Origin of the sequence: Pseudomonas sp. DrBHI1 (assembly GCF_002205115.1) — a bacterium.
GTDB classification, from domain to species: Bacteria; Pseudomonadota; Gammaproteobacteria; order Pseudomonadales; family Pseudomonadaceae; genus Aquipseudomonas; species Aquipseudomonas mosselii.
The window spans coordinates 1-17,361 of sequence record NZ_NIBE01000102.1 but is presented as its reverse complement, the minus strand read 5'-3'; the positions used below and the strand labels follow the sequence as shown (position 1 = coordinate 17,361).

Genomic DNA, 17,361 nt, shown 5'->3' with positions numbered 1-17,361 from the left:
TTCGGCCGGGCTTGATTATTTGCAGCCGGGCCAAGCCTTGGCACACTAGGCGTCTTGTCCCCCACCAGGAAGGGCCTCGCGGCCTTGCGCAGATGTACTACTACGAACCCGCCAAAGGCCACGGCCTGCCCCACGACCCGTTCAACGCCATCGTCGGCCCACGGCCCATCGGCTGGATCTCCAGCCACGACCGCGAAGGCCGCCTGAACCTGGCGCCCTACAGCTTCTTCAACGCCTTCAACTACATCCCTCCGATCATCGGTTTCTGCAGCGTCGGGCGCAAAGACAGCCTGAACAACATCGAGCAGACCGGAGAGTTCGTCTGGAACCTGGCCACCCGTCCACTGGCGCAGCAGATGAACCAGAGCTGCGCCGCCGTGGCGGCGGATGTCGACGAGTTCGCGCTCAGCGGCCTCACCCCGACCGCCTCGAATGTGGTCAAGGTGCCGCGTGTCGGCGAAAGCCCGGTGAGTTTCGAATGCAAGGTCAGCCAGATCGTCCAGCTCAAGCGTGCGGACCAGGAGGTGGTGCCCAGCTGGCTGATCCTCGGCGAGGTGGTGGCGGTGCACATTGCCGAGCACCTGCTGAAAGACGGTATCTACGACACCGCCGCCGCCGAACCGATCCTGCGTGGCGGCGGCCCGGCCGACTACTTTGCGCTGGGCGAGCTGTTCAAGATGGCTCGGCCACAGGCCTGATCAGAAGATCAGCTCACCTTCCTCGCCCACGCCCTGCAGGCGTTCGAGTTCGGCACAAGCGGCCTCGTCGGCCGCGATCGCCGACTGGAACACCTGCCCGTCCAGCACTTTGTGAAAGCGCGGCGCGCCGCCCATGACCAGGGCCTTCACGGCAATCGCCGCGTGGTAGCCGCCGCCTTGTACCGGGACCATTGCCGAAACCGCTTCGAAGTGGGGGAATTCTCTACGTGCCATGTCGCTCTGCGCCTGTGTGATCGAGGGACGACATTTTACACGCTAGGCGAACGTATGCAGGTCGAGGCTGCTGACCACCTGCTCCTGCACCAGCTCACCAAATACGTCGAGGGTGGGCGAGGCGAAATAGCCACTCATCGCCTGCTGGTCGCACCAGCTGCCGCTGAGCAGCCACAGGTCGGCATCGACCTGCGAGCGCTGCACGCTGAAGCTCAGGCAGCCCGGCGCACGCCGCGACGGCTCGAGCAGGTCGCGCAGGCGCACGCCAAGTTCCGCGGATCGACCGTTGCTGGCGCGGATGAAAGCCAGGTGTGTGACCGGTTGCTGCTGGCTCATGAACGATCTCCTTGAAGCGCTACGGACGGGAAAACCAGGCTGCCAAGGTTAGGGGGTCGCCCACGCGGAACGTTAGGCCATTACTGCCGGCCGATTGCCTGATCCTGCAACGGAGCAGGATCAGGCAATCGATCTGCAGCTTTCGACTAGCGCCTGCCATTGCCCAAACCTATGCTGCGTCCGTCAGCAGAGGAATACCGCCATGAGTTCATCCACGTCCCTCGATCCGCTTCTGGAGCAGCAACGCCAGGAGCTGGCCGGACTGATCCGGCGTCACGCCCAAATCCCCCATGGCTCGGTGTCGGCCATCGAAGACCTGTACCTGACCCGCTACGAAGAGGATGTACGCGGCATGCCGGCCCTGGCACAACCGGCCTTGTGCATCCTGGCCCAGGGCAGCAAGACATTGTTCCTGGGCGACGAGCGCTATACCTACGACCCGCTGCACTACATGGTGGTCTCGGTGACGCTGCCCATTACCGGCGCCCTGCTCGAGGCCAGCCCGGAGAACCCCTGCCTGGGTTTGCGCCTGGATATCGACCCGGCACAGATCAGCCAGCTGATCGCCGAGAGCGGGCCGATACTGGTCCCCGGCCAGGCTTCCGGCCGTGGACTGTTCGTGGAGAAAAGCGATCCGCAGTTGCTCGACACGCTGCTGCGCCTGGTGCGCTTGCTCGACAGCCCGCGGGATATCGCCGTGCTCGCCCCACTGGTGCGCCGCGAGCTGATGTATCGCGTGCTGCGTGGCCCCCAGGGCTGGCGTCTGTGCGAGATCGCCCTGTCCAGCAGCCAGACCCACCGGGTATGCCAGGCCATCGCCTGGCTCAACCGGCATTACCAGGAGCCCTTGCGCATCGAGGACCTGGCACGCGAGGTCAACCTCAGCACCTCGACCCTGCACCACCGTTTCAAGGCGGTGACCTCGATGAGCCCGTTGCAGTACCAGAAGCAGCTGCGCCTGCAGGAGGCGCGGCGACTGATGCTCAATGACGGGCTGGAGGCCGCGGTGGCTGGCTACCGGGTGGGCTATGAAAGTCCGTCGCAGTTCAGCCGCGAGTACAGCCGCTTGTACGGAGCACCGCCGATTCGCGACGTGGCGCGCCTGCGCGCCAGCGCCAGCTGAAAAGAGACAAACATTGGACGACCGTAGGATCGGGCTTGCCCCGCGATCGACGGCAAAGCCCTCGCTACTGCGCTCAGGCTAGTACCGCCTGCTGCCACCGACCTTGATCCACCTGGATCAAGGTCGGTCCCTGACGCTCCACTGCCCGGCCCAACGCCGCCTGCAACTGCCCCACATCGCCCACGTCCTCTGCCTCGGCCCCCAGCGCCAGCGCCACGCCAATGAAGTCCGGGGTATGGATGTCCACGCCAACCGGCTCGATCGCCCGGTTGACCATGTACTTCTTGATTTCCTCGTACCCCTGGTTGTTCCACAGCAGCACGATCAGCGGCACCTGCGCCTCGACCGCGCTGGCCAGCTCGGGCAAGGTGAACTGCAACCCGCCGTCACCGATAAGGCACACCACCGGCGCGCGTTCGGCGGGCGACTCGGCGCTGCCCAACCAGGCGCCCATGGCGGCCGGCAACGCGTAGCCCAGCGTGCCGTAACCGGTCGAGGCATTGAACCAGCGGCGCGGCCTGGCCATGTCCAGGGTCAGGTTGCCGGTATAGACCGGCTGGGTCGAATCGCCCACCAGGATGGCGTCCGGCAGGGTTTGCAGGATGCTGGTCAGCAGGCGGGTCTGGCTCAGGGTCGGCTGGTCCCAACTGGCCGCGTTGTCCTGGCGCAGGCGGGCGGCCCGCGCCGCTCCCCAATCGCTATCACGCGGCGGTTGCGCCTGCAGGTTCAGGGCTACCAGCAGCGCTTCGGTGGCCTGGGCGGCATCGCCCACCAGGGCCAGTTCTGGCAGGTAATTGCGTACTGTCTGGTCAGGGTCGATATCGATCCGCAGCAGGCTGCCGGGAATCTCGAAACCGCCCTTGAAGGTCACGTCGTAGTCGGTTTCGGCCAGTTCGGTGCCGATGGCCAGCACCACGTCGGCCTCGGCCACCAGCGCGCGGGTGGCAGACAGGGTCTGGGTCGAACCGATCTGCAGCGGATGGTTGGCGGGCAACAACCCCTTGGCGTTGATGGTCAGCGCCACCGGCGCCTGCAGGTGCTCGGCCAGTCGCGCCAGCGCGGTGCCCGCCTCCAGCGCACCGCCACCGGCCAGGATCAGCGGACGCCGCGCCTTGGCCAGGCGCACGGCCATGCGCTGCACGGTCTGTGGCGCGGCGCCGGCACGGGTGGTACGCACCACGCGGCCCGGCAACAGGTGATCGGCGGGTTCCACCAGCACATCCAGCGGGATCTCGATATGCACAGGGCGAGGCCGGCCACCGTCGAACACGGCGAAGGCCCGGGCCAGCACCTCAGGCAGGTCATCGGCGCTCATCAGCGTGTGCGAGAACGCCGCCACCCCCGCTACCAGCCCGGCCTGGTTGGGCAGCTCATGCAGCTTGCCACGGCCGCCGCCCAGCTGGTTGCGCGATTGCACGCTGGAAATCACCAGCATCGGAATCGAGTCGGCATAGGCCTGGCCCATGGCGGTGGTGATGTTGGTCATGCCCGGGCCGGTGATGATGAAACACACGCCAGGCTTACCCCGGGTACGCGCGTAGCCATCGGCCATGAACCCGGCACCCTGCTCGTGGCGGGGGGTGATGTGACGGATCGAGGAAGCGGCCAGGCCGCGGTAGAGTTCCACGGTATGCACGCCGGGAATGCCAAAGACATGATCGACGCCATAGCCTTCGAGGAGTTTGACCAGCACTTCACCACAGGTTGCCATCATCGAGTACCCGATTCTTGTTAAGACCTGTGCTCATGGAAACAAGCGCCGACTACCGCCACAATGCAAAAAAACACATACTAGCCATGACCCCATATCATGGCTTGTCACAATGAAACGCCTGCCGCCCCTCCCCGCCCTGCACACCTTCCTGGTGACCGCCCAGCACTGCAACTTCACCCGCGCCGCGCACCATCTGCATATCACCCAAGGCGCGGTCAGCCGGCAGATCGCCGGGCTCGAGGAGCACCTGGGCTACGCATTGTTCCAGCGCCAGGCCCGAGGCCTGGCGCTGACCCGCGAAGGGCAGGACTGGCTGCCCCGGGTGCAGCAGATCTTTGCCCTGATCGAGCAAGGCGTGCGCGAGGTCGGCGGACGCAGCGCGACACTGCAGCTCAAAGCGCCGACCTGTGTGATGCGCTGGCTGCTGCCACGCTTGCTGGAATGGCAGGCACTGCGCCCAGATGTCCCGGTGGAGTTGACCACCACGGTGCAGCATGGCGTGGATTTTCGTCGCGAGGGCTTCGATGCGGCCGTGGTCTATGGCGCGGCGCCGAACCAGGGGCAGCAGGTACGCAAGCTGTTCGACGAACAACTGACGCCGGTCTGCGCGCCATCGGTGTCTAGCGGCCCCTTGCAGTTGCAGGACCTGGCACGGCAGATGCTGCTGCACCCCTCGCGGGACGAACATGACTGGCGGTTGTGGTTGCAGGCGGCCAATGCCGGGTTCGAGCCCCAGGGGCCGAAGCAGCATTTCGAGACGTTGGACATGGCCATGGCCATGGCCTCCCAAGGGACGGGGATCGCCATTGGCGATTTCTCGCTGATCGGCGACGACCTGCACGCAGGCCGGTTGTGCATGCCGTTCGAGCTGAAGGTGACGACCGGGAAGGGGTATTACCTGGTGACACCTTCGAAGACCATGCCCGCGGGGCTGGTCGAGTTGATGGAGTGGCTGCAGGCACGTGCCTCAAGCCTTGCACAATCCCTGTAGGAGCGGCCTTGTGTCGCGAAAGGGGCGCGCAGCGGCCCCAGGATCGTGGCCATGGCATAGATCGCCGGGGCCGCTTGCGGGTGCTTTCGCGACACAAGGCCGCTCCTTGTACCGTGCGACTCAGTAACCGACTGTGAACCTTGCCCGCGAGTGTGCCGGCTTTTCCAGCTCGTCGAGCATGGCGATGGCGTAATCGGCAAAGGTGATCCAGCTCTTGCCGTCTGCGCCGATCAGCAAGTGGTCCTTGCCCAGGGTGTAGTGCCCGCTGCGCTCGCCTTCGACGAACTCCGCCGACGGCGACAGGAAGGTCCAGTCCAGGGTCGGTTCGCGGCGCAGCGTATCGAGAAAGCGCACCCCGGCGCTGGCCTCGGCCTTGTAGGCCTCGGGGAAGTCCGGGCTGTCGATCACCCGGTGCCCGGACGGCAGCAGCAGGCTGCCGGCCCCGCCCACCACCAGCAGGCGCTTGACCCCGGCCCGCTTGACCGGCTCGATGATCGCGCCCGGCTCGAGAGTGGAAAAATGCGCCGCGCTCAGCACCGCGTCGCAGCCCGCCACGGCCGCCTGCAGGGCGGCGCTGTCCTTGGCATCCAGCGCCTTGACCGTCACGCCGTCACGGCCTTGCAGGCTGCCCGGATCACGGGCGATCGCCACCACACTGTGACCACGACGCAGGGCCTCTTCCAGTAACTGGCTGCCGGCGCGCCCGGTGGCGCCGATGATTGCGATCTTGCTCATGGGAAACACTCCAACAGGTTGAAAGGGATTACCACTTCATCTCGCCCTTGGCGACCTTGGCCCCCAGTTCCAGGGAACTCTCGTCGCCAAGGTTCGGGTAGCGTTGCTTCATCGCTGCGATCAGCGCGGCGGAGTCGGCGGCCTTGGCGGCTTCGGTATCGAAGTCACGAATGTAGCCGGCGGTGAAGCGCACCGCGTCCAGCGAGCGGCTGCTGTCGCCCAGGTAATGCCCAGGGATCACCGTGCGCGGGGCAAGCTGCTCGATCTTCGCCAGGGTGCTCAGCCAGTCGGCGTGGGATTGCGCGGTCTGGGTGTCGGCCATCCACACGTGGATGTGCTCGGAAACCACCACGCCACCGACCACTGCCTTGATCGAGGGAATCCAGACGAAGCTGCGGTCCGGCTGTGGACCGTCCAGGCCGACAACCTCCAGTGCCTGGCCTTCCAGCTCCAGGCGATTGCCCTCGAGGACCTGCGGCACCACCAGGCGTGCCGGCTTGTCCGCGCCCATCTGCGGGCCCCAGTAGGCCAGCTTGGCGTCCATGGTCTTGCGAATGTGTTCGACAGTGGCGGCCGAGGCGACCACCCGGGCCTTGGGAAACGCCTGGGTGATGGTGTCCAGGCCAAAGTAGTAGTCCGGGTCGCCATGGCTGACATAGATGGTGGTCAGCTGCTTGCCGCTGGCACGCAGGCGTTCGACCACCTGCTCGGCCTGGCCTTTGCCGAACTGGGCGTCGACCAGGATGGCCTCATGGGCGCCACTGACGATCACCGAACTGACCGGGAAGATCGCCGCGTGGCCAGGGTTGTAGGCTTCGAGCTTTAGCGGTTCGCTGGCCATGGCCTGGCCGCCGAGGGTGAGACAGGCCAGCAGCAGGCCGCGCAGGGGAGTGAGAAGAGACATCGCAAGATCCTGTGAGTGGGACGATGCAGACAAGCTTAGTTGCCCGAACCAATACAAAAAATGCGATGCTTCGACATAGTTTGTTTCTAAAATCGGACAGATCATGGACCGTCTCAACGCCATGCGCGTATTCGTCACCGTCGTCGACCTGGGCAGCCAGTCCGCCGCGGCGGATCATCTGGAGCTTTCCAGGCCCGTGGTATCGCGCTACCTGGCGGAGCTGGAGGACTGGGTGGGCGCACGCCTGATGCAACGCACCACGCGCAAGCTAAGCCTGACGGCGGCGGGTCTCGAAACCCTGCCCCGCTGCCGCCAGTTGCTGGAGCTGGCCGGCGACCTGCAGAACGCCGTGCGCCAGCCGGACGACGCCCCCCGCGGTGAACTGCGCATCAGCGTCAGCACCTCGTTCGGCCAGGCCCAACTGGTGGATGCGCTGGCCGCCTATGTCAAATGCTACCCTGGGGTGAAAGTGGAACTGCAAATGCTCGACCGCACCGTCAACTTGGTGGACGAGCGCATCGACCTGGCCATCCGCACCAGCAACGACGTCGACCCCAACCTCATCGCCCGGCGCCTGAGCGTGTGCCGCTCGGTGGTCTGCGCCAGCCCCGCCTACCTGCGCGAGCACGGTACGCCGCGCCAGGTCGAGGAACTGAGCCGGCACAACTGCCTGACCCACGCCTACTTCGGCCACAGCCTGTGGCATTTCGAGGTGGACGGGCAGAACGTCGCCGTGCCGGTGCAGGGCAATATCAGCGCCAACGAGGCCATGACCCTGCAGAAAGCCGCCCTGGCCCACGCCGGGATCGCCATGTTGCCCACCTACCAGGCGGCGGCCGCGTTGCGCAGTGGCGAGCTGGTGCGGCTATTGCCGCACGCCAGGCCACGGGAGCTGACCCTGAATGCGGTGTACACCTCGCGCAAGCACATGCCGGCGACGCTGCGCAGCATGCTCGACTTCCTGGCGCAGCGGTTCGGCGACGAGCCGGAGTGGGACAAGGGATTGAGCTGAGTCCAGGCGATGCAGATTCGTGCACAAGGCCTATGCTTGAAGGTATGACCTGTTGCACCAACAGGAGGTCCGCACCATGAGCATCAAATCCAGGCGTTGCGCCCTCGTCTTCGCCCTGGTCGCGGTGGCCGGGCTTTATGGCTCGGCCTGCTGGCGGGTCGAGCTGTTGCGAAGCCAGCCCAACACGGCGGCCAGTTGCGTCCACGAACACTGCGTTCCCCACAGCGCCACCCTGAGCGCCGTCAGGTAGAGAAAATCACTCCTCGACGCTCATGTACTCTTTCGCCCAGCGGATGTAGTCCTCGGGCTGGGTGTAGGTGTGCGAAAGCTCGGTGGCGCCGAGGCTGTCCGACTTGTGCTGCTGGCCACGCTGCTGGCGCAGGCAGTCGTAGGTGGCCTTGATCGCGGCGAAGTAGGCGGCATGGCCATCGACCACGATGCGCACGCCCAGGCGCGCCAGGCGCTCGTCGTCGCGCAGGTTCGGGTTGGCGTAGGTGACCAGCATCAGCGGCACGCTCAGGTGCTCGGCGATCTGCTCCAACTGCTCGAAGTCCTTCACCCCCACCATGCAGATGCCGTCGGCGCCGGCCTTCTGGTAGCTCTGGGTGCGGACGATGATTTCCTCGGTGGTGAGCACACCGGCATTGGTCCGGGCGATGATCGCCAGCGCCGAATCGACACGTGCCTCCAGCGCCGCGCGAATCTTGCCCACGCCCTCCTCCACCGAGATCAGGTCGGTGGACTTGCGGCCGAACTGGGCCGGCAGCAAGGTGTCCTCGATGGTCAGCGCGGCCACGCCGGCGCGCTCCAGCTCGATGACCGTGCGCATCACATTGAGCGCATTGCCATAGCCGTGGTCGGCGTCGGCGAGCACCGGCAACTGGGCCACGCGCCCGATGCGGGTGGCCTGCTCGACGAACTCGCTGAGGGTGATCAGGGCGAAGTCCGGCGCGGCCAGGACCTGCAACGAGGCGACCGAGCCGCCGAGGATGCCGACTTCGAAGCCCAGGTCCGCGGCGATACGGGCGGACATCGGGTCGAAGACCGAAGCGGTGTGATAGCACGAACCTGAAGCAAGCAGTTCGCGAAAGGCAAAACGCAGATCGTGGTGGGAAGCCTTGGGCATGATCACTCCGCTTGTAATGAAATTTGTGAACGGCTGACAACCGACCCCTGTATCGGGTCTACCTGACTGTTCCAACCGTCGCCATCAGGGCGGTCATGCTCGACATGCAGGCAGAGGAATAGAAGGTGTGGACATACAGCGACGCGAAACCCTGCGGCAAACAGCTGCACCATGCTGGTGCAGCCCCCGGATTTCAGCCTCTGCGGCCCTGCCACGATATCACGCGGTCATGCATCGCTGGATGAATGCGCTAATGCCGATCTTGCATAGGGGATGCATGGAGTACATAGGTAGCTATGTAACTCAGGCTACAATACGCCCCCATTGACGATCCCATCGCACGACAAGCCCACGACGCCTCGCGCTCGTGCCAGCTCTGACCACAAGGTATCCACCGTGACTGCCGCCCTGCCCCCCACCGTCCTGCGTAGCGTCCTGACCGCCCTGATGCTGGCGATCTTCCTCGGCGCACTCGACCAGACCATCGTCGCCGTGTCCATGCCGGCGATCTCCGCGCAGTTCAATGACGTCGGGCTGCTGGCCTGGGTCATCTCCGGCTACATGGTGGCCATGACCATCGCGGTGCCGATCTACGGCAAGCTCGGCGACCTGTATGGTCGGCGGCGCATGATCCTCACCGGCACTGCCCTGTTCACCCTGGCCTCGCTGGCCTGCGGCCTGGCCCAGGACATGCCGCAGTTGGTGCTGGCGCGGGTGCTCCAGGGCATCGGCGCCGGCGGCATGGTGTCGGTGAGCCAGGCGATCATCGGCGACTTCGTGCCACCGCGCGAGCGCGGACGCTACCAGGGCTATTTCAGCAGTATGTACGCCCTGGCCAGTGTCGCCGGGCCGGTGCTCGGCGGCTGGCTGACCGAGTACCTGTCCTGGCGCTGGGTGTTCTGGATCAACCTGCCGCTGGGACTGGTCGCCCTGTGGGTCATCCATCGGGCGCTGGACGGGTTGTCGGTCAAGCGCCGCGAGGCCCGGGTGGACTACCTGGGCGCTGTGTTGATGATCGTTGGTCTGGGCAGCCTGCTGCTGGGCATCACCCTGGTCGGCCAGGGGCATGCCTGGCTGTCGTCGCAGGTGCTGGCGCTGCTGGGTTGCGCGCTGCTCGGGCTGCTGGCGTTCATCGCCCACGAGCGCCGTTGCCGCGAGCCGCTGCTGCCGCTGAGCCTGTTCGGCAATCGGGTGGCGGTGCTGTGCTGGTGCGTGATCTTCTTCGCCAGCTTCCAGTCGATTTCGCTGACCATGCTCATGCCCCTGCGCTACCAGGGCATCACCGGTGCGGGTGCCGACAGCGCGGCGCTGCACCTGCTGCCACTGGCCATGGGGCTGCCCGTCGGCGCCTTCACCGGTGGACGCATGACCAGCCGCACCGGCCGCTTCAAACCGCAGATCCTGACAGGAGCACTGCTGATGCCGCTGGCCATTGCCGCCATGGCGCTGACACCACCACAGTCGGGCTTGCTCGGCGCGGTGTTCATGCTGCTGACCGGCATCGCCTGCGGCCTGCAGTTCCCCACCTCGCTGGTGGGCACGCAAAGCGCGGTGGACAGCAGGGACATCGGCGTGGCGACCAGTACCACCAACCTGTTCCGCTCGCTCGGCGGGGCGATGGGGGTGGCGTGCATGTCGAGCCTGTTGCTGGCGCTGCTGCATCAGGGCGGTTTCGAAATGCTGGGTAACCCGCTGCTGGGGAGCCTCAAGGCCGGCGAGGCGGATCCGCAGACCCAGGCGCGCTTGCTGGAAACCTTCCGCGACCTGCTGCTGGTCAGTGCCGGCGCTTCGCTGATCGGGCTGCTGGCGGCGCTGGCCTTACCCGACCGGCAGTTGCGCGGGCGCTAGCTGTCTGCGCCCACAGGGGGTATTAACGCCCCCTTAATCGCAAAGGAGTAACACTTCCTCACAATCCTTAACAAAGTGTCATTTGCGCAAGCCTGGGCTCAAGCGCAGCATATCCAGCCCGGTATCGACCCATTTTTCGACATCGGCCAACAGGTCGAAGCTGTCCGGCAGCAGCAGCCAGCGGCCGATCAGGCCATCCACATAGGCAAACATGGCCACGGCAGCCCGATCGATATCGAGCTCCCCGGGCAACTGGCCACGACGTACCGCATTGCCCAGGGCCAGGGCGATGCTCTGATGGCAGTCCAGCACCGCGCCCTGGCGTTGCTGGCGAATCTCACACATGTCGTCGGTGAACTCGCACTTGTGATGCAGGATTTCATTGATACGCCGGGTACGGGCATCGAGCACCAGCTCGTTGAACACTTGCAGCAAGAGCTTGCGCATGCAGCCGAGCGGGTCGAGTTCGTCCTCGCTTTCACTGGCCCGGGCCAGGTGGTCATGGGTTTCGTGCAGGCTATCGAGCAGCGCCTGCACCAGCTCCGCCTTGTTGCTGAAATGCCAGTAGATCGCCCCGCGGGTCACCCCCGCGAGCTCGGCGATGTCGGCCAGGGTGGTACGCGCGACACCGCGCTTGTAGAAGGCCTTTTCCGCCGCCTCAATGATCTGGGCACGGGTTTCCTGGGCTTCTTCTTTGGTTCGACGGACCATGGCAGTACAACCTCATCAGGCCCCGCCCGCACATCTGGCGGACGGGAATCGGGCCGGGGCGAGCATTTTATGGGCCACTCCCGGGTGCATGTGGACGATCCGCGGCGACTCACCGACGGTATTTACAAACAACCATGAATGTAAGTATATTCCTTAGCAAGCTATTTATCCACCGGATAGCGTTTTTCTCTTAAGACTCTTCCACTATATTCTTGAGCTCCCTTGCTCCTGCGACCCGAGGATCCTCATGCAATTCAAGCCAGCCGTAACCGCCCTGGTTTCCGCCGTGGCCCTGGCAACCCTGCTCAGTGGCTGTAAGAAAGAGGAAGCAGCGCCTGCGCCGCAGGCTCCTCAGGTCGGCGTCGTGACCGTGCAACCGCAAGCCTTCACCCTGACCTCGGAACTGCCGGGGCGCACCAGCGCCTACCGTGTGGCCGAGGTTCGCCCGCAGGTGAACGGCATCATTCTCAAGCGCCTGTTCAAGGAAGGCACCGACGTCAAGGAAGGGCAGCAGCTCTACCAGATCGACCCGGCCGTCTACGAGGCGACCCTGGCCAACGCCCAGGCCAACCTGCAGGCTACCCGCTCGCTGGCCGAACGCTACAAGCAGCTGATCGACGAGCAAGCCGTCTCCAAGCAGGAATACGACGACGCCAATGCCAAACGATTGCAGGCCGAGGCCTCGCTCAAGAGCGCCCAGATCGACCTGCGCTACACCAAGGTACTGGCCCCGATCAGTGGCCGCATCGGTCGCTCCTCGGTCACCGAAGGCGCCCTGGTGAACAACGGCCAGACCAACGCCATGGCCACCATCCAGCAGCTCGATCCAATCTACGTCGACGTCACCCAGTCCACCGCCGAGCTGCTCAAGCTGCGTCGTGACCTGGAAAGCGGCCAACTGCAGAAGGCCGGCGACAACGCCGCCCAGGTGCAGCTGGTGCTGGAGGACGGCAGCCTGTTCAAGCAACAGGGTCGCCTGGAGTTCTCCGAAGTCGCCGTCGATGAGACCACAGGCTCGGTCACCCTGCGCGCGATCTTCCCCAACCCCGACCACACCCTGCTGCCTGGCATGTTCGTGCATGCGCGGCTCAAGGCCGGGGTCAACGCCAACGCCATCCTGGCCCCGCAACAGGGCGTGACCCGCGACCTCAAGGGCGCGCCGACCGCGCTGGTGGTCAACCAGGAGAACAAGGTCGAACTGCGCCAGCTCAAGGCCAGCCGCACCCTTGGCAGCGACTGGCTGATCGAGGAAGGCCTGAACCCGGGCGATCGTCTGATCACCGAAGGGCTGCAGTTCGTGCGACCGGGCGTCGAGGTCAAGGTCAGCGAAGCCACCAACGTCAAGAAGCCGGCCGGCCCTGCTCAGGCCAACACGGCCAAAGCCGACGCCAAAGCGGAGTAAACCATGTCGAAGTTCTTTATCGATCGCCCGATCTTCGCCTGGGTGATCGCCCTGGTGATCATGCTGGTCGGCGCCCTGTCGCTCCTGAAGCTGCCGATCAACCAGTACCCGAGCATCGCCCCGCCGGCCATCGCCATCTCCGTGACCTACCCGGGCGCCTCGGCGCAGACGGTGCAGGACACCGTGGTGCAGGTGATCGAGCAACAGCTCAACGGTATCGACAACCTGCGTTATGTGTCGTCGGAAAGTAACTCCGACGGCAGCATGACCATCACCGCCACCTTCGAGCAGGGCACCAACTCCGACACCGCGCAGGTCCAGGTCCAGAACAAGCTGAACCTGGCCACCCCGCTGTTGCCGCAGGAAGTGCAGCAGCAAGGTATCCGCGTCACCAAGGCCGTGAAGAACTTCCTGCTGGTGATCGGCCTGGTGTCCGAAGACGGCAGCATGAGCAAGGACGACCTGGCCAACTACATCGTCTCCAACATGCAGGACCCGATCTCGCGGACCGCGGGCGTCGGTGACTTCCAGGTGTTCGGTGCGCAGTACGCCATGCGTATCTGGCTGGATCCGGCCAAGCTGAACAAGTTCCAGCTGACCCCGGTCGACGTGCGCACCGCCGTGGCCGCGCAGAACGTCCAGGTCTCGTCCGGCCAGCTCGGCGGCCTGCCAGCACTGCCGGGCACCCAGCTCAACGCCACCATCATCGGCAAGACCCGCCTGCAGACCGCCGAGCAGTTCGAGAAGATCCTGCTCAAGGTCAACAACGACGGTTCCCAGGTACGCCTGGGCGATGTCGCCACGGTCGGCCTGGGCGGCGAGAACTACGCCATCAGCGCCCAGTACAACGGCAAGCCGGCCTCGGGCCTGGCGGTCAAGCTGGCCACCGGCGCCAACGCCCTGGACACCGCCAAGGCGCTGCGCACCACCATCAGCGACCTGGAGCCATTCTTCCCGCCGGGCGTGAAGGCCGTATTCCCGTATGACACCACGCCAGTGGTCACCGAATCGATCAGCGGGGTGATCCACACCCTGATCGAGGCCGTGGTCCTGGTGTTCCTGGTGATGTACCTGTTCCTGCAGAACTTCCGCGCCACCATCATCACCACCATGACCGTGCCGGTGGTGTTGCTGGGTACTTTCGGCATCCTTGCCGCCGCAGGCTTCAGCATCAACACCCTGACCATGTTCGCCATGGTCCTGGCCATCGGCTTGCTGGTGGACGACGCCATCGTCGTGGTGGAGAACGTCGAGCGGGTGATGTCCGAGGAAGGGTTGCCGCCCAAGGAGGCAACCAAGCGCTCCATGGAGCAGATCCAGGGCGCCCTGGTGGGTATCGCCCTGGTCCTGTCGGCGGTACTGCTGCCGATGGCCTTCTTCGGCGGTTCCACCGGTGTGATCTATCGCCAGTTCTCCATCACCATCGTCTCGGCCATGGGCCTGTCGGTGCTGGTGGCGCTGATCTTCACCCCGGCCCTGTGCGCCACCATGCTCAAGCCGCTCAAGAAGGGCGAGCACCATGTGGCCAAGCGTGGCTTCTTCGGCTGGTTCAACCGCAACTTCGACCGCAGCGTCGCCGGCTACGAACGCAGCGTCGGCACCATCCTGCGCAACAAGATCCCGTTCCTGCTGGCCTACGCCCTGATCGTGGTCGGCATGATCTGGCTGTTCGCGCGCATCCCCACCGCGTTCCTGCCCGAGGAAGACCAGGGCGTGCTGTTCGCCCAGGTGCAGACCCCGGCCGGCTCCAGTGCCGAGCGCACCCAGGTGGTGGTCGACCAGATGCGCGAGTACCTGCTCGACAAGGAAGCCGATACCGTGGCTTCGGTGTTCACCGTCAACGGCTTCAACTTCGCCGGTCGTGGCCAGAGCTCGGGCATGGCCTTCATCATGCTCAAGCCGTGGGGCGAGCGCTCGAAGGAGAACAGCGTGTTCGCCCTCGCCCAGCGCGCGCAGATGCACTTCTTCAGCTTCCGTGACGCGATGGTGTTCGCCTTCGCCCCGCCGGCGGTACTCGAACTGGGTAACGCCACCGGCTTCGACGTGTTCCTCCAGGACCGCGCCGGCGTCGGCCACGCGAAACTGATGGAAGCGCGCAACCAGTTCCTGGCCAAGGCCGCGCAGAGCAAGATCCTCAGCGCCGTGCGTCCGAACGGCCTGAACGACGAGCCACAGTACCAACTGACCATCGACGACGAACGCGCCAGTGCCCTGGGCGTGACCATCGCCGACATCAACAACACCCTGTCGATCGCCCTGGGCGGTAGCTACGTCAACGACTTCATCGACCGCGGTCGGGTCAAGAAGGTCTACATCCAGGGCGAGCCAAACTCGCGGATGAGCCCGGAAGACCTGCAGAAGTGGTACGTGCGCAACGGCAAGGGTGAAATGGTGCCGTTCTCCTCATTCGCCAAGGGCGAATGGAGCTACGGCTCACCGAAGCTGTCGCGCTACAACGGCGTGGAAGCGGTCGAGATCCTCGGTACCCCGGCCCCGGGCTACAGTACCGGTGAGGCCATGGCCGAAGTCGAGCGCATCGCCGGCGAACTGCCAACCGGCATCGGCTACTCCTGGACCGGCATGTCCTACGAGGAAAAACTCTCCGGCTCGCAGATGCCGGCGCTGTTCGCCCTCTCGGTACTGTTCGTGTTCCTGTGCCTGGCGGCGCTGTACGAAAGCTGGTCGATCCCGATCGCGGTCGTGCTCGTGGTACCGCTGGGCATCATCGGTGCCCTGCTCGCCACCAGCCTGCGTGGGTTGTCCAACGACGTGTACTTCCTGGTCGGCCTGCTGACCACGATCGGCCTGGCGGCGAAGAACGCCATCCTGATCGTCGAGTTTGCCAAGGAACTGCACGAGCAAGGCCGCAGCCTGTACGACGCGGCGATCGAGGCGTGCCGCATGCGTCTGCGCCCGATCATCATGACCTCGCTGGCGTTCATCCTCGGCGTGGTACCGTTGACCATCGCCAGCGGCGCCGGCGCCGGCAGCCAGCACGCCATTGGTACCGGCGTGATCGGCGGCATGATCAGTGCGACCGTGCTGGCCATCTTCTGGGTACCGCTATTCTTCGTCGCAGTGTCGTCGCTGTTCGGCAGCAAAGAGCCGAAAGAACACGCCACCCCTGAAACTCCACGTTATGAGGCTGGGCAATGACCAAGTCTTTGTTGTCCCTGGCGGTAACCGCCTTCATCCTCGGCGGCTGCTCGCTGATCCCCGACTACCAGACGCCCGAGGCGCCGGTGGCCGCGCAGTGGCCGCAAGGCCCTGCGTACTCGCCGACCGAGTCGGCCAACGTTGCCGCGGCCGAGCAAGGCTGGCGCCAGTTCTTCCACGACCCGGCGCTGCAGCAACTGATCCAGACGTCGCTGGAAAACAACCGCGATCTGCGCGTCGCGGCGCTGAACATCGACGCCTACCGCGCCCAGTACCGCATCCAGCGCGCCGACCTGCTGCCGGCGGTATCGGCCAATGGCAGCGGTAGCCGCCAGCGGCTGCCGGCGAACATGTCGCAGACCGGCGAGGCATCCATCAGCAGCCAGTACTCGGCCACCCTGGGTGTCAGCGCTTATGAACTGGACCTGTTCGGCCGTGTGCGCAGCCTGACCCAACAGGCCCTGGAAACCTACCTGTCCAGCGAGCAGGCGCGTCGCTCCACGCAGATCAGCCTGGTGGCCAGCGTGGCCAACGCCTATTACACCTGGCAGGCCGACCAGGCGTTGCTGAAGCTGACCGAAGAAACGCTCAAGACGTACGAAGAGAGCTACAACCTGACCCGCCGCAGCAATGAGGTGGGCGTGGCTTCGGCGCTGGACCTGAGCCAGGCCCGCACCGCCGTCGAAGGAGCGCGGGTCAAGCTGTCGCAGTACCAGCGCCTGGTCGCCCAGGACCTGAACAGCCTCACCGTGCTGGTAGGTACCGGCGTGCCGGCCAACCTGCCCAAGCCGCTGGAGCTCAATGCCGACCAACTGGCCGAAGTGCCGGCGGGCCTGCCGTCCGACATCCTGCAACGTCGTCCGGACATCCAGGAAGCCGAGCACCTGCTCAAGGCCGCCAACGCCAACATCGGCGCCGCCCGCGCCGCGTTCTTCCCGAGCATCAGCCTGACCGCCAACGCCGGTACCCTGAGCCCGGACATGGGCGGGCTGTTCAAGGGTGGTTCGGGCACCTGGCTGTTCCAGCCGCAGATCAACCTGCCGATCTTCAACGCCGGTAGCCTCAAGGCCAGCCTGGACTACTCGAAGATCCAGAAGGACATCAACGTCGCCAAGTACGAAAAGACCATTCAGACCGCCTTCCAGGAAGTCGCCGATGGCCTGGCCGCACGCAAGACGTTCGAGGAGCAGCTGCAGGCGCAACGTGACCTGGTGGCCGCCAACCAGGACTACTACCGCCTGGCCGAGCGCCGCTACCGCATCGGAATCGACAGCAACCTGACCTTCCTCGACGCCCAGCGCAACCTGTTCAGCGCCCAGCAGTCGCTGATCGGCGATCGCCTGTCGCAGCTGGTCAGCGAGGTCAACCTGT

At 65.2% G+C, this 17,361-nt stretch carries 16 protein-coding genes; 9 read left to right on the top strand and 7 right to left on the bottom strand.

The window, feature by feature from the left end:
• Positions 1-92 precede the first annotated feature (92 nt).
• Complete coding sequence (locus CC207_RS20120; RefSeq protein WP_062364125.1) at positions 93-698, top strand: flavin reductase family protein; 606 nt, start codon at positions 93-95, stop codon at positions 696-698.
• Here the strand turns inward: CC207_RS20120 and CC207_RS20115 are convergent, their stop codons facing one another.
• Both CC207_RS20115 and CC207_RS20110 read right to left on the bottom strand, forming a co-directional pair.
• On the bottom strand, positions 699-932 hold the full coding sequence (locus CC207_RS20115; RefSeq protein ID WP_028690193.1) for a hypothetical protein: 234 nt from the start codon (positions 930-932) through the stop codon (positions 699-701).
• 42 nt (positions 933-974) lie between these two features.
• On the bottom strand, positions 975-1,268 hold the full coding sequence (locus CC207_RS20110) for a putative quinol monooxygenase (protein WP_028690194.1): 294 nt from the start codon (positions 1,266-1,268) through the stop codon (positions 975-977).
• Between the two features lie 202 nt (positions 1,269-1,470).
• On the opposite strand from CC207_RS20110, the gene CC207_RS20105 reads away from it, so the two are divergent.
• Positions 1,471-2,391: an AraC family transcriptional regulator gene (locus CC207_RS20105; protein ID WP_028690195.1), complete on the top strand. Its 921-nt coding sequence runs from the start codon at positions 1,471-1,473 to the stop codon at positions 2,389-2,391.
• A gap of 73 nt (positions 2,392-2,464) precedes the next feature.
• On the opposite strand, the gene CC207_RS20100 is transcribed toward CC207_RS20105, so the two are convergent.
• Positions 2,465-4,102, bottom strand: coding sequence for a 5-guanidino-2-oxopentanoate decarboxylase (locus CC207_RS20100; protein WP_069016179.1), 1,638 nt, complete (start codon positions 4,100-4,102; stop codon positions 2,465-2,467).
• Between the two features lie 112 nt (positions 4,103-4,214).
• On the opposite strand from CC207_RS20100, the gene CC207_RS20095 reads away from it, so the two are divergent.
• Positions 4,215-5,096 (top strand): LysR substrate-binding domain-containing protein, encoded by an 882-nt coding sequence (locus tag CC207_RS20095; protein ID WP_028690197.1) that lies wholly within the window; start codon positions 4,215-4,217, stop codon positions 5,094-5,096.
• A 120-nt stretch (positions 5,097-5,216) separates the two neighbouring features.
• On the opposite strand, the gene CC207_RS20090 is transcribed toward CC207_RS20095, so the two are convergent.
• Positions 5,217-5,831 carry an NAD(P)-dependent oxidoreductase gene (locus tag CC207_RS20090; protein WP_062364124.1) on the bottom strand — a complete coding sequence of 205 codons (615 nt, stop codon included), beginning with the start codon at positions 5,829-5,831 and terminating at the stop codon, positions 5,217-5,219.
• Positions 5,832-5,859: 28 nt separating this feature from the next.
• Positions 5,860-6,735, bottom strand: a complete 876-nt coding sequence (locus CC207_RS20085; RefSeq protein ID WP_069016085.1) for an MBL fold metallo-hydrolase — start codon at positions 6,733-6,735, stop codon at positions 5,860-5,862.
• 103 nt (positions 6,736-6,838) lie between these two features.
• On the opposite strand from CC207_RS20085, the gene CC207_RS20080 reads away from it, so the two are divergent.
• Positions 6,839-7,747 (top strand): LysR family transcriptional regulator, encoded by a 909-nt coding sequence (locus tag CC207_RS20080; protein WP_088852646.1) that lies wholly within the window; start codon positions 6,839-6,841, stop codon positions 7,745-7,747.
• 76 nt (positions 7,748-7,823) lie between these two features.
• Positions 7,824-7,997, top strand: coding sequence for a hypothetical protein (locus tag CC207_RS27185; protein ID WP_167388398.1), 174 nt, complete (start codon positions 7,824-7,826; stop codon positions 7,995-7,997).
• Between the two features lie 6 nt (positions 7,998-8,003).
• Here CC207_RS27185 and CC207_RS20075 read toward each other — a convergent pair whose 3' ends face one another.
• Positions 8,004-8,873, bottom strand: a complete 870-nt coding sequence (locus CC207_RS20075; RefSeq protein WP_028690201.1) for an oxaloacetate decarboxylase — start codon at positions 8,871-8,873, stop codon at positions 8,004-8,006.
• A gap of 396 nt (positions 8,874-9,269) precedes the next feature.
• Between CC207_RS20075 and CC207_RS20070 the strand changes: the two genes are divergently transcribed.
• Positions 9,270-10,721: an MDR family MFS transporter gene (locus tag CC207_RS20070; protein WP_088852645.1), complete on the top strand. Its 1,452-nt coding sequence runs from the start codon at positions 9,270-9,272 to the stop codon at positions 10,719-10,721.
• Between the two features lie 78 nt (positions 10,722-10,799).
• On the opposite strand, the gene ttgR is transcribed toward CC207_RS20070, so the two are convergent.
• The gene (gene ttgR, locus CC207_RS20065) at positions 10,800-11,432 is read right to left on the bottom strand and encodes an efflux transport transcriptional regulator TtgR (protein WP_028690203.1); all 633 of its coding nucleotides are present in this window, start codon (positions 11,430-11,432) and stop codon (positions 10,800-10,802) included.
• 247 nt (positions 11,433-11,679) lie between these two features.
• Here ttgR and ttgA point away from each other — a divergent pair, with 247 nt between their 5' ends.
• From ttgA to adeC, 3 genes are all read left to right on the top strand, one after another.
• A complete protein-coding gene (gene ttgA, locus CC207_RS20060; RefSeq protein WP_028690204.1) occupies positions 11,680-12,834 on the top strand; it encodes a toluene efflux RND transporter periplasmic adaptor subunit TtgA in 1,155 nt (384 codons plus the stop codon).
• A gap of 3 nt (positions 12,835-12,837) precedes the next feature.
• Positions 12,838-15,990, top strand: a complete 3,153-nt coding sequence (gene ttgB / locus CC207_RS20055) for a multidrug efflux RND transporter permease subunit TtgB (protein WP_088852644.1) — start codon at positions 12,838-12,840, stop codon at positions 15,988-15,990.
• The coding region (gene adeC, locus CC207_RS20050) for an AdeC/AdeK/OprM family multidrug efflux complex outer membrane factor (RefSeq protein WP_088852643.1) at positions 15,987-17,361 on the top strand (1,375 nt) is incomplete at its 3' end. The genes ttgB and adeC, both read left to right, overlap by 4 nt.

Coding starts and splice junctions, on each gene's coding strand:
- CC207_RS20120 (WP_062364125.1), top strand. CDS start 93: ATGTACTACTACGAACCCGCCAAAGGCCACGGCCTGCCCCACGACCCG.
- CC207_RS20115 (WP_028690193.1), bottom strand. CDS start 932: ATGGCACGTAGAGAATTCCCCCACTTCGAAGCGGTTTCGGCAATGGTC.
- CC207_RS20110 (WP_028690194.1), bottom strand. CDS start 1,268: ATGAGCCAGCAGCAACCGGTCACACACCTGGCTTTCATCCGCGCCAGC.
- CC207_RS20105 (WP_028690195.1), top strand. CDS start 1,471: ATGAGTTCATCCACGTCCCTCGATCCGCTTCTGGAGCAGCAACGCCAG.
- CC207_RS20100 (WP_069016179.1), bottom strand. CDS start 4,102: ATGGCAACCTGTGGTGAAGTGCTGGTCAAACTCCTCGAAGGCTATGGC.
- CC207_RS20095 (WP_028690197.1), top strand. CDS start 4,215: ATGAAACGCCTGCCGCCCCTCCCCGCCCTGCACACCTTCCTGGTGACC.
- CC207_RS20090 (WP_062364124.1), bottom strand. CDS start 5,831: ATGAGCAAGATCGCAATCATCGGCGCCACCGGGCGCGCCGGCAGCCAG.
- CC207_RS20085 (WP_069016085.1), bottom strand. CDS start 6,735: ATGTCTCTTCTCACTCCCCTGCGCGGCCTGCTGCTGGCCTGTCTCACC.
- CC207_RS20080 (WP_088852646.1), top strand. CDS start 6,839: ATGGACCGTCTCAACGCCATGCGCGTATTCGTCACCGTCGTCGACCTG.
- CC207_RS27185 (WP_167388398.1), top strand. CDS start 7,824: ATGAGCATCAAATCCAGGCGTTGCGCCCTCGTCTTCGCCCTGGTCGCG.
- CC207_RS20075 (WP_028690201.1), bottom strand. CDS start 8,873: ATGCCCAAGGCTTCCCACCACGATCTGCGTTTTGCCTTTCGCGAACTG.
- ttgR (WP_028690203.1), bottom strand. CDS start 11,432: ATGGTCCGTCGAACCAAAGAAGAAGCCCAGGAAACCCGTGCCCAGATC.
- ttgA (WP_028690204.1), top strand. CDS start 11,680: ATGCAATTCAAGCCAGCCGTAACCGCCCTGGTTTCCGCCGTGGCCCTG.
- ttgB (WP_088852644.1), top strand. CDS start 12,838: ATGTCGAAGTTCTTTATCGATCGCCCGATCTTCGCCTGGGTGATCGCC.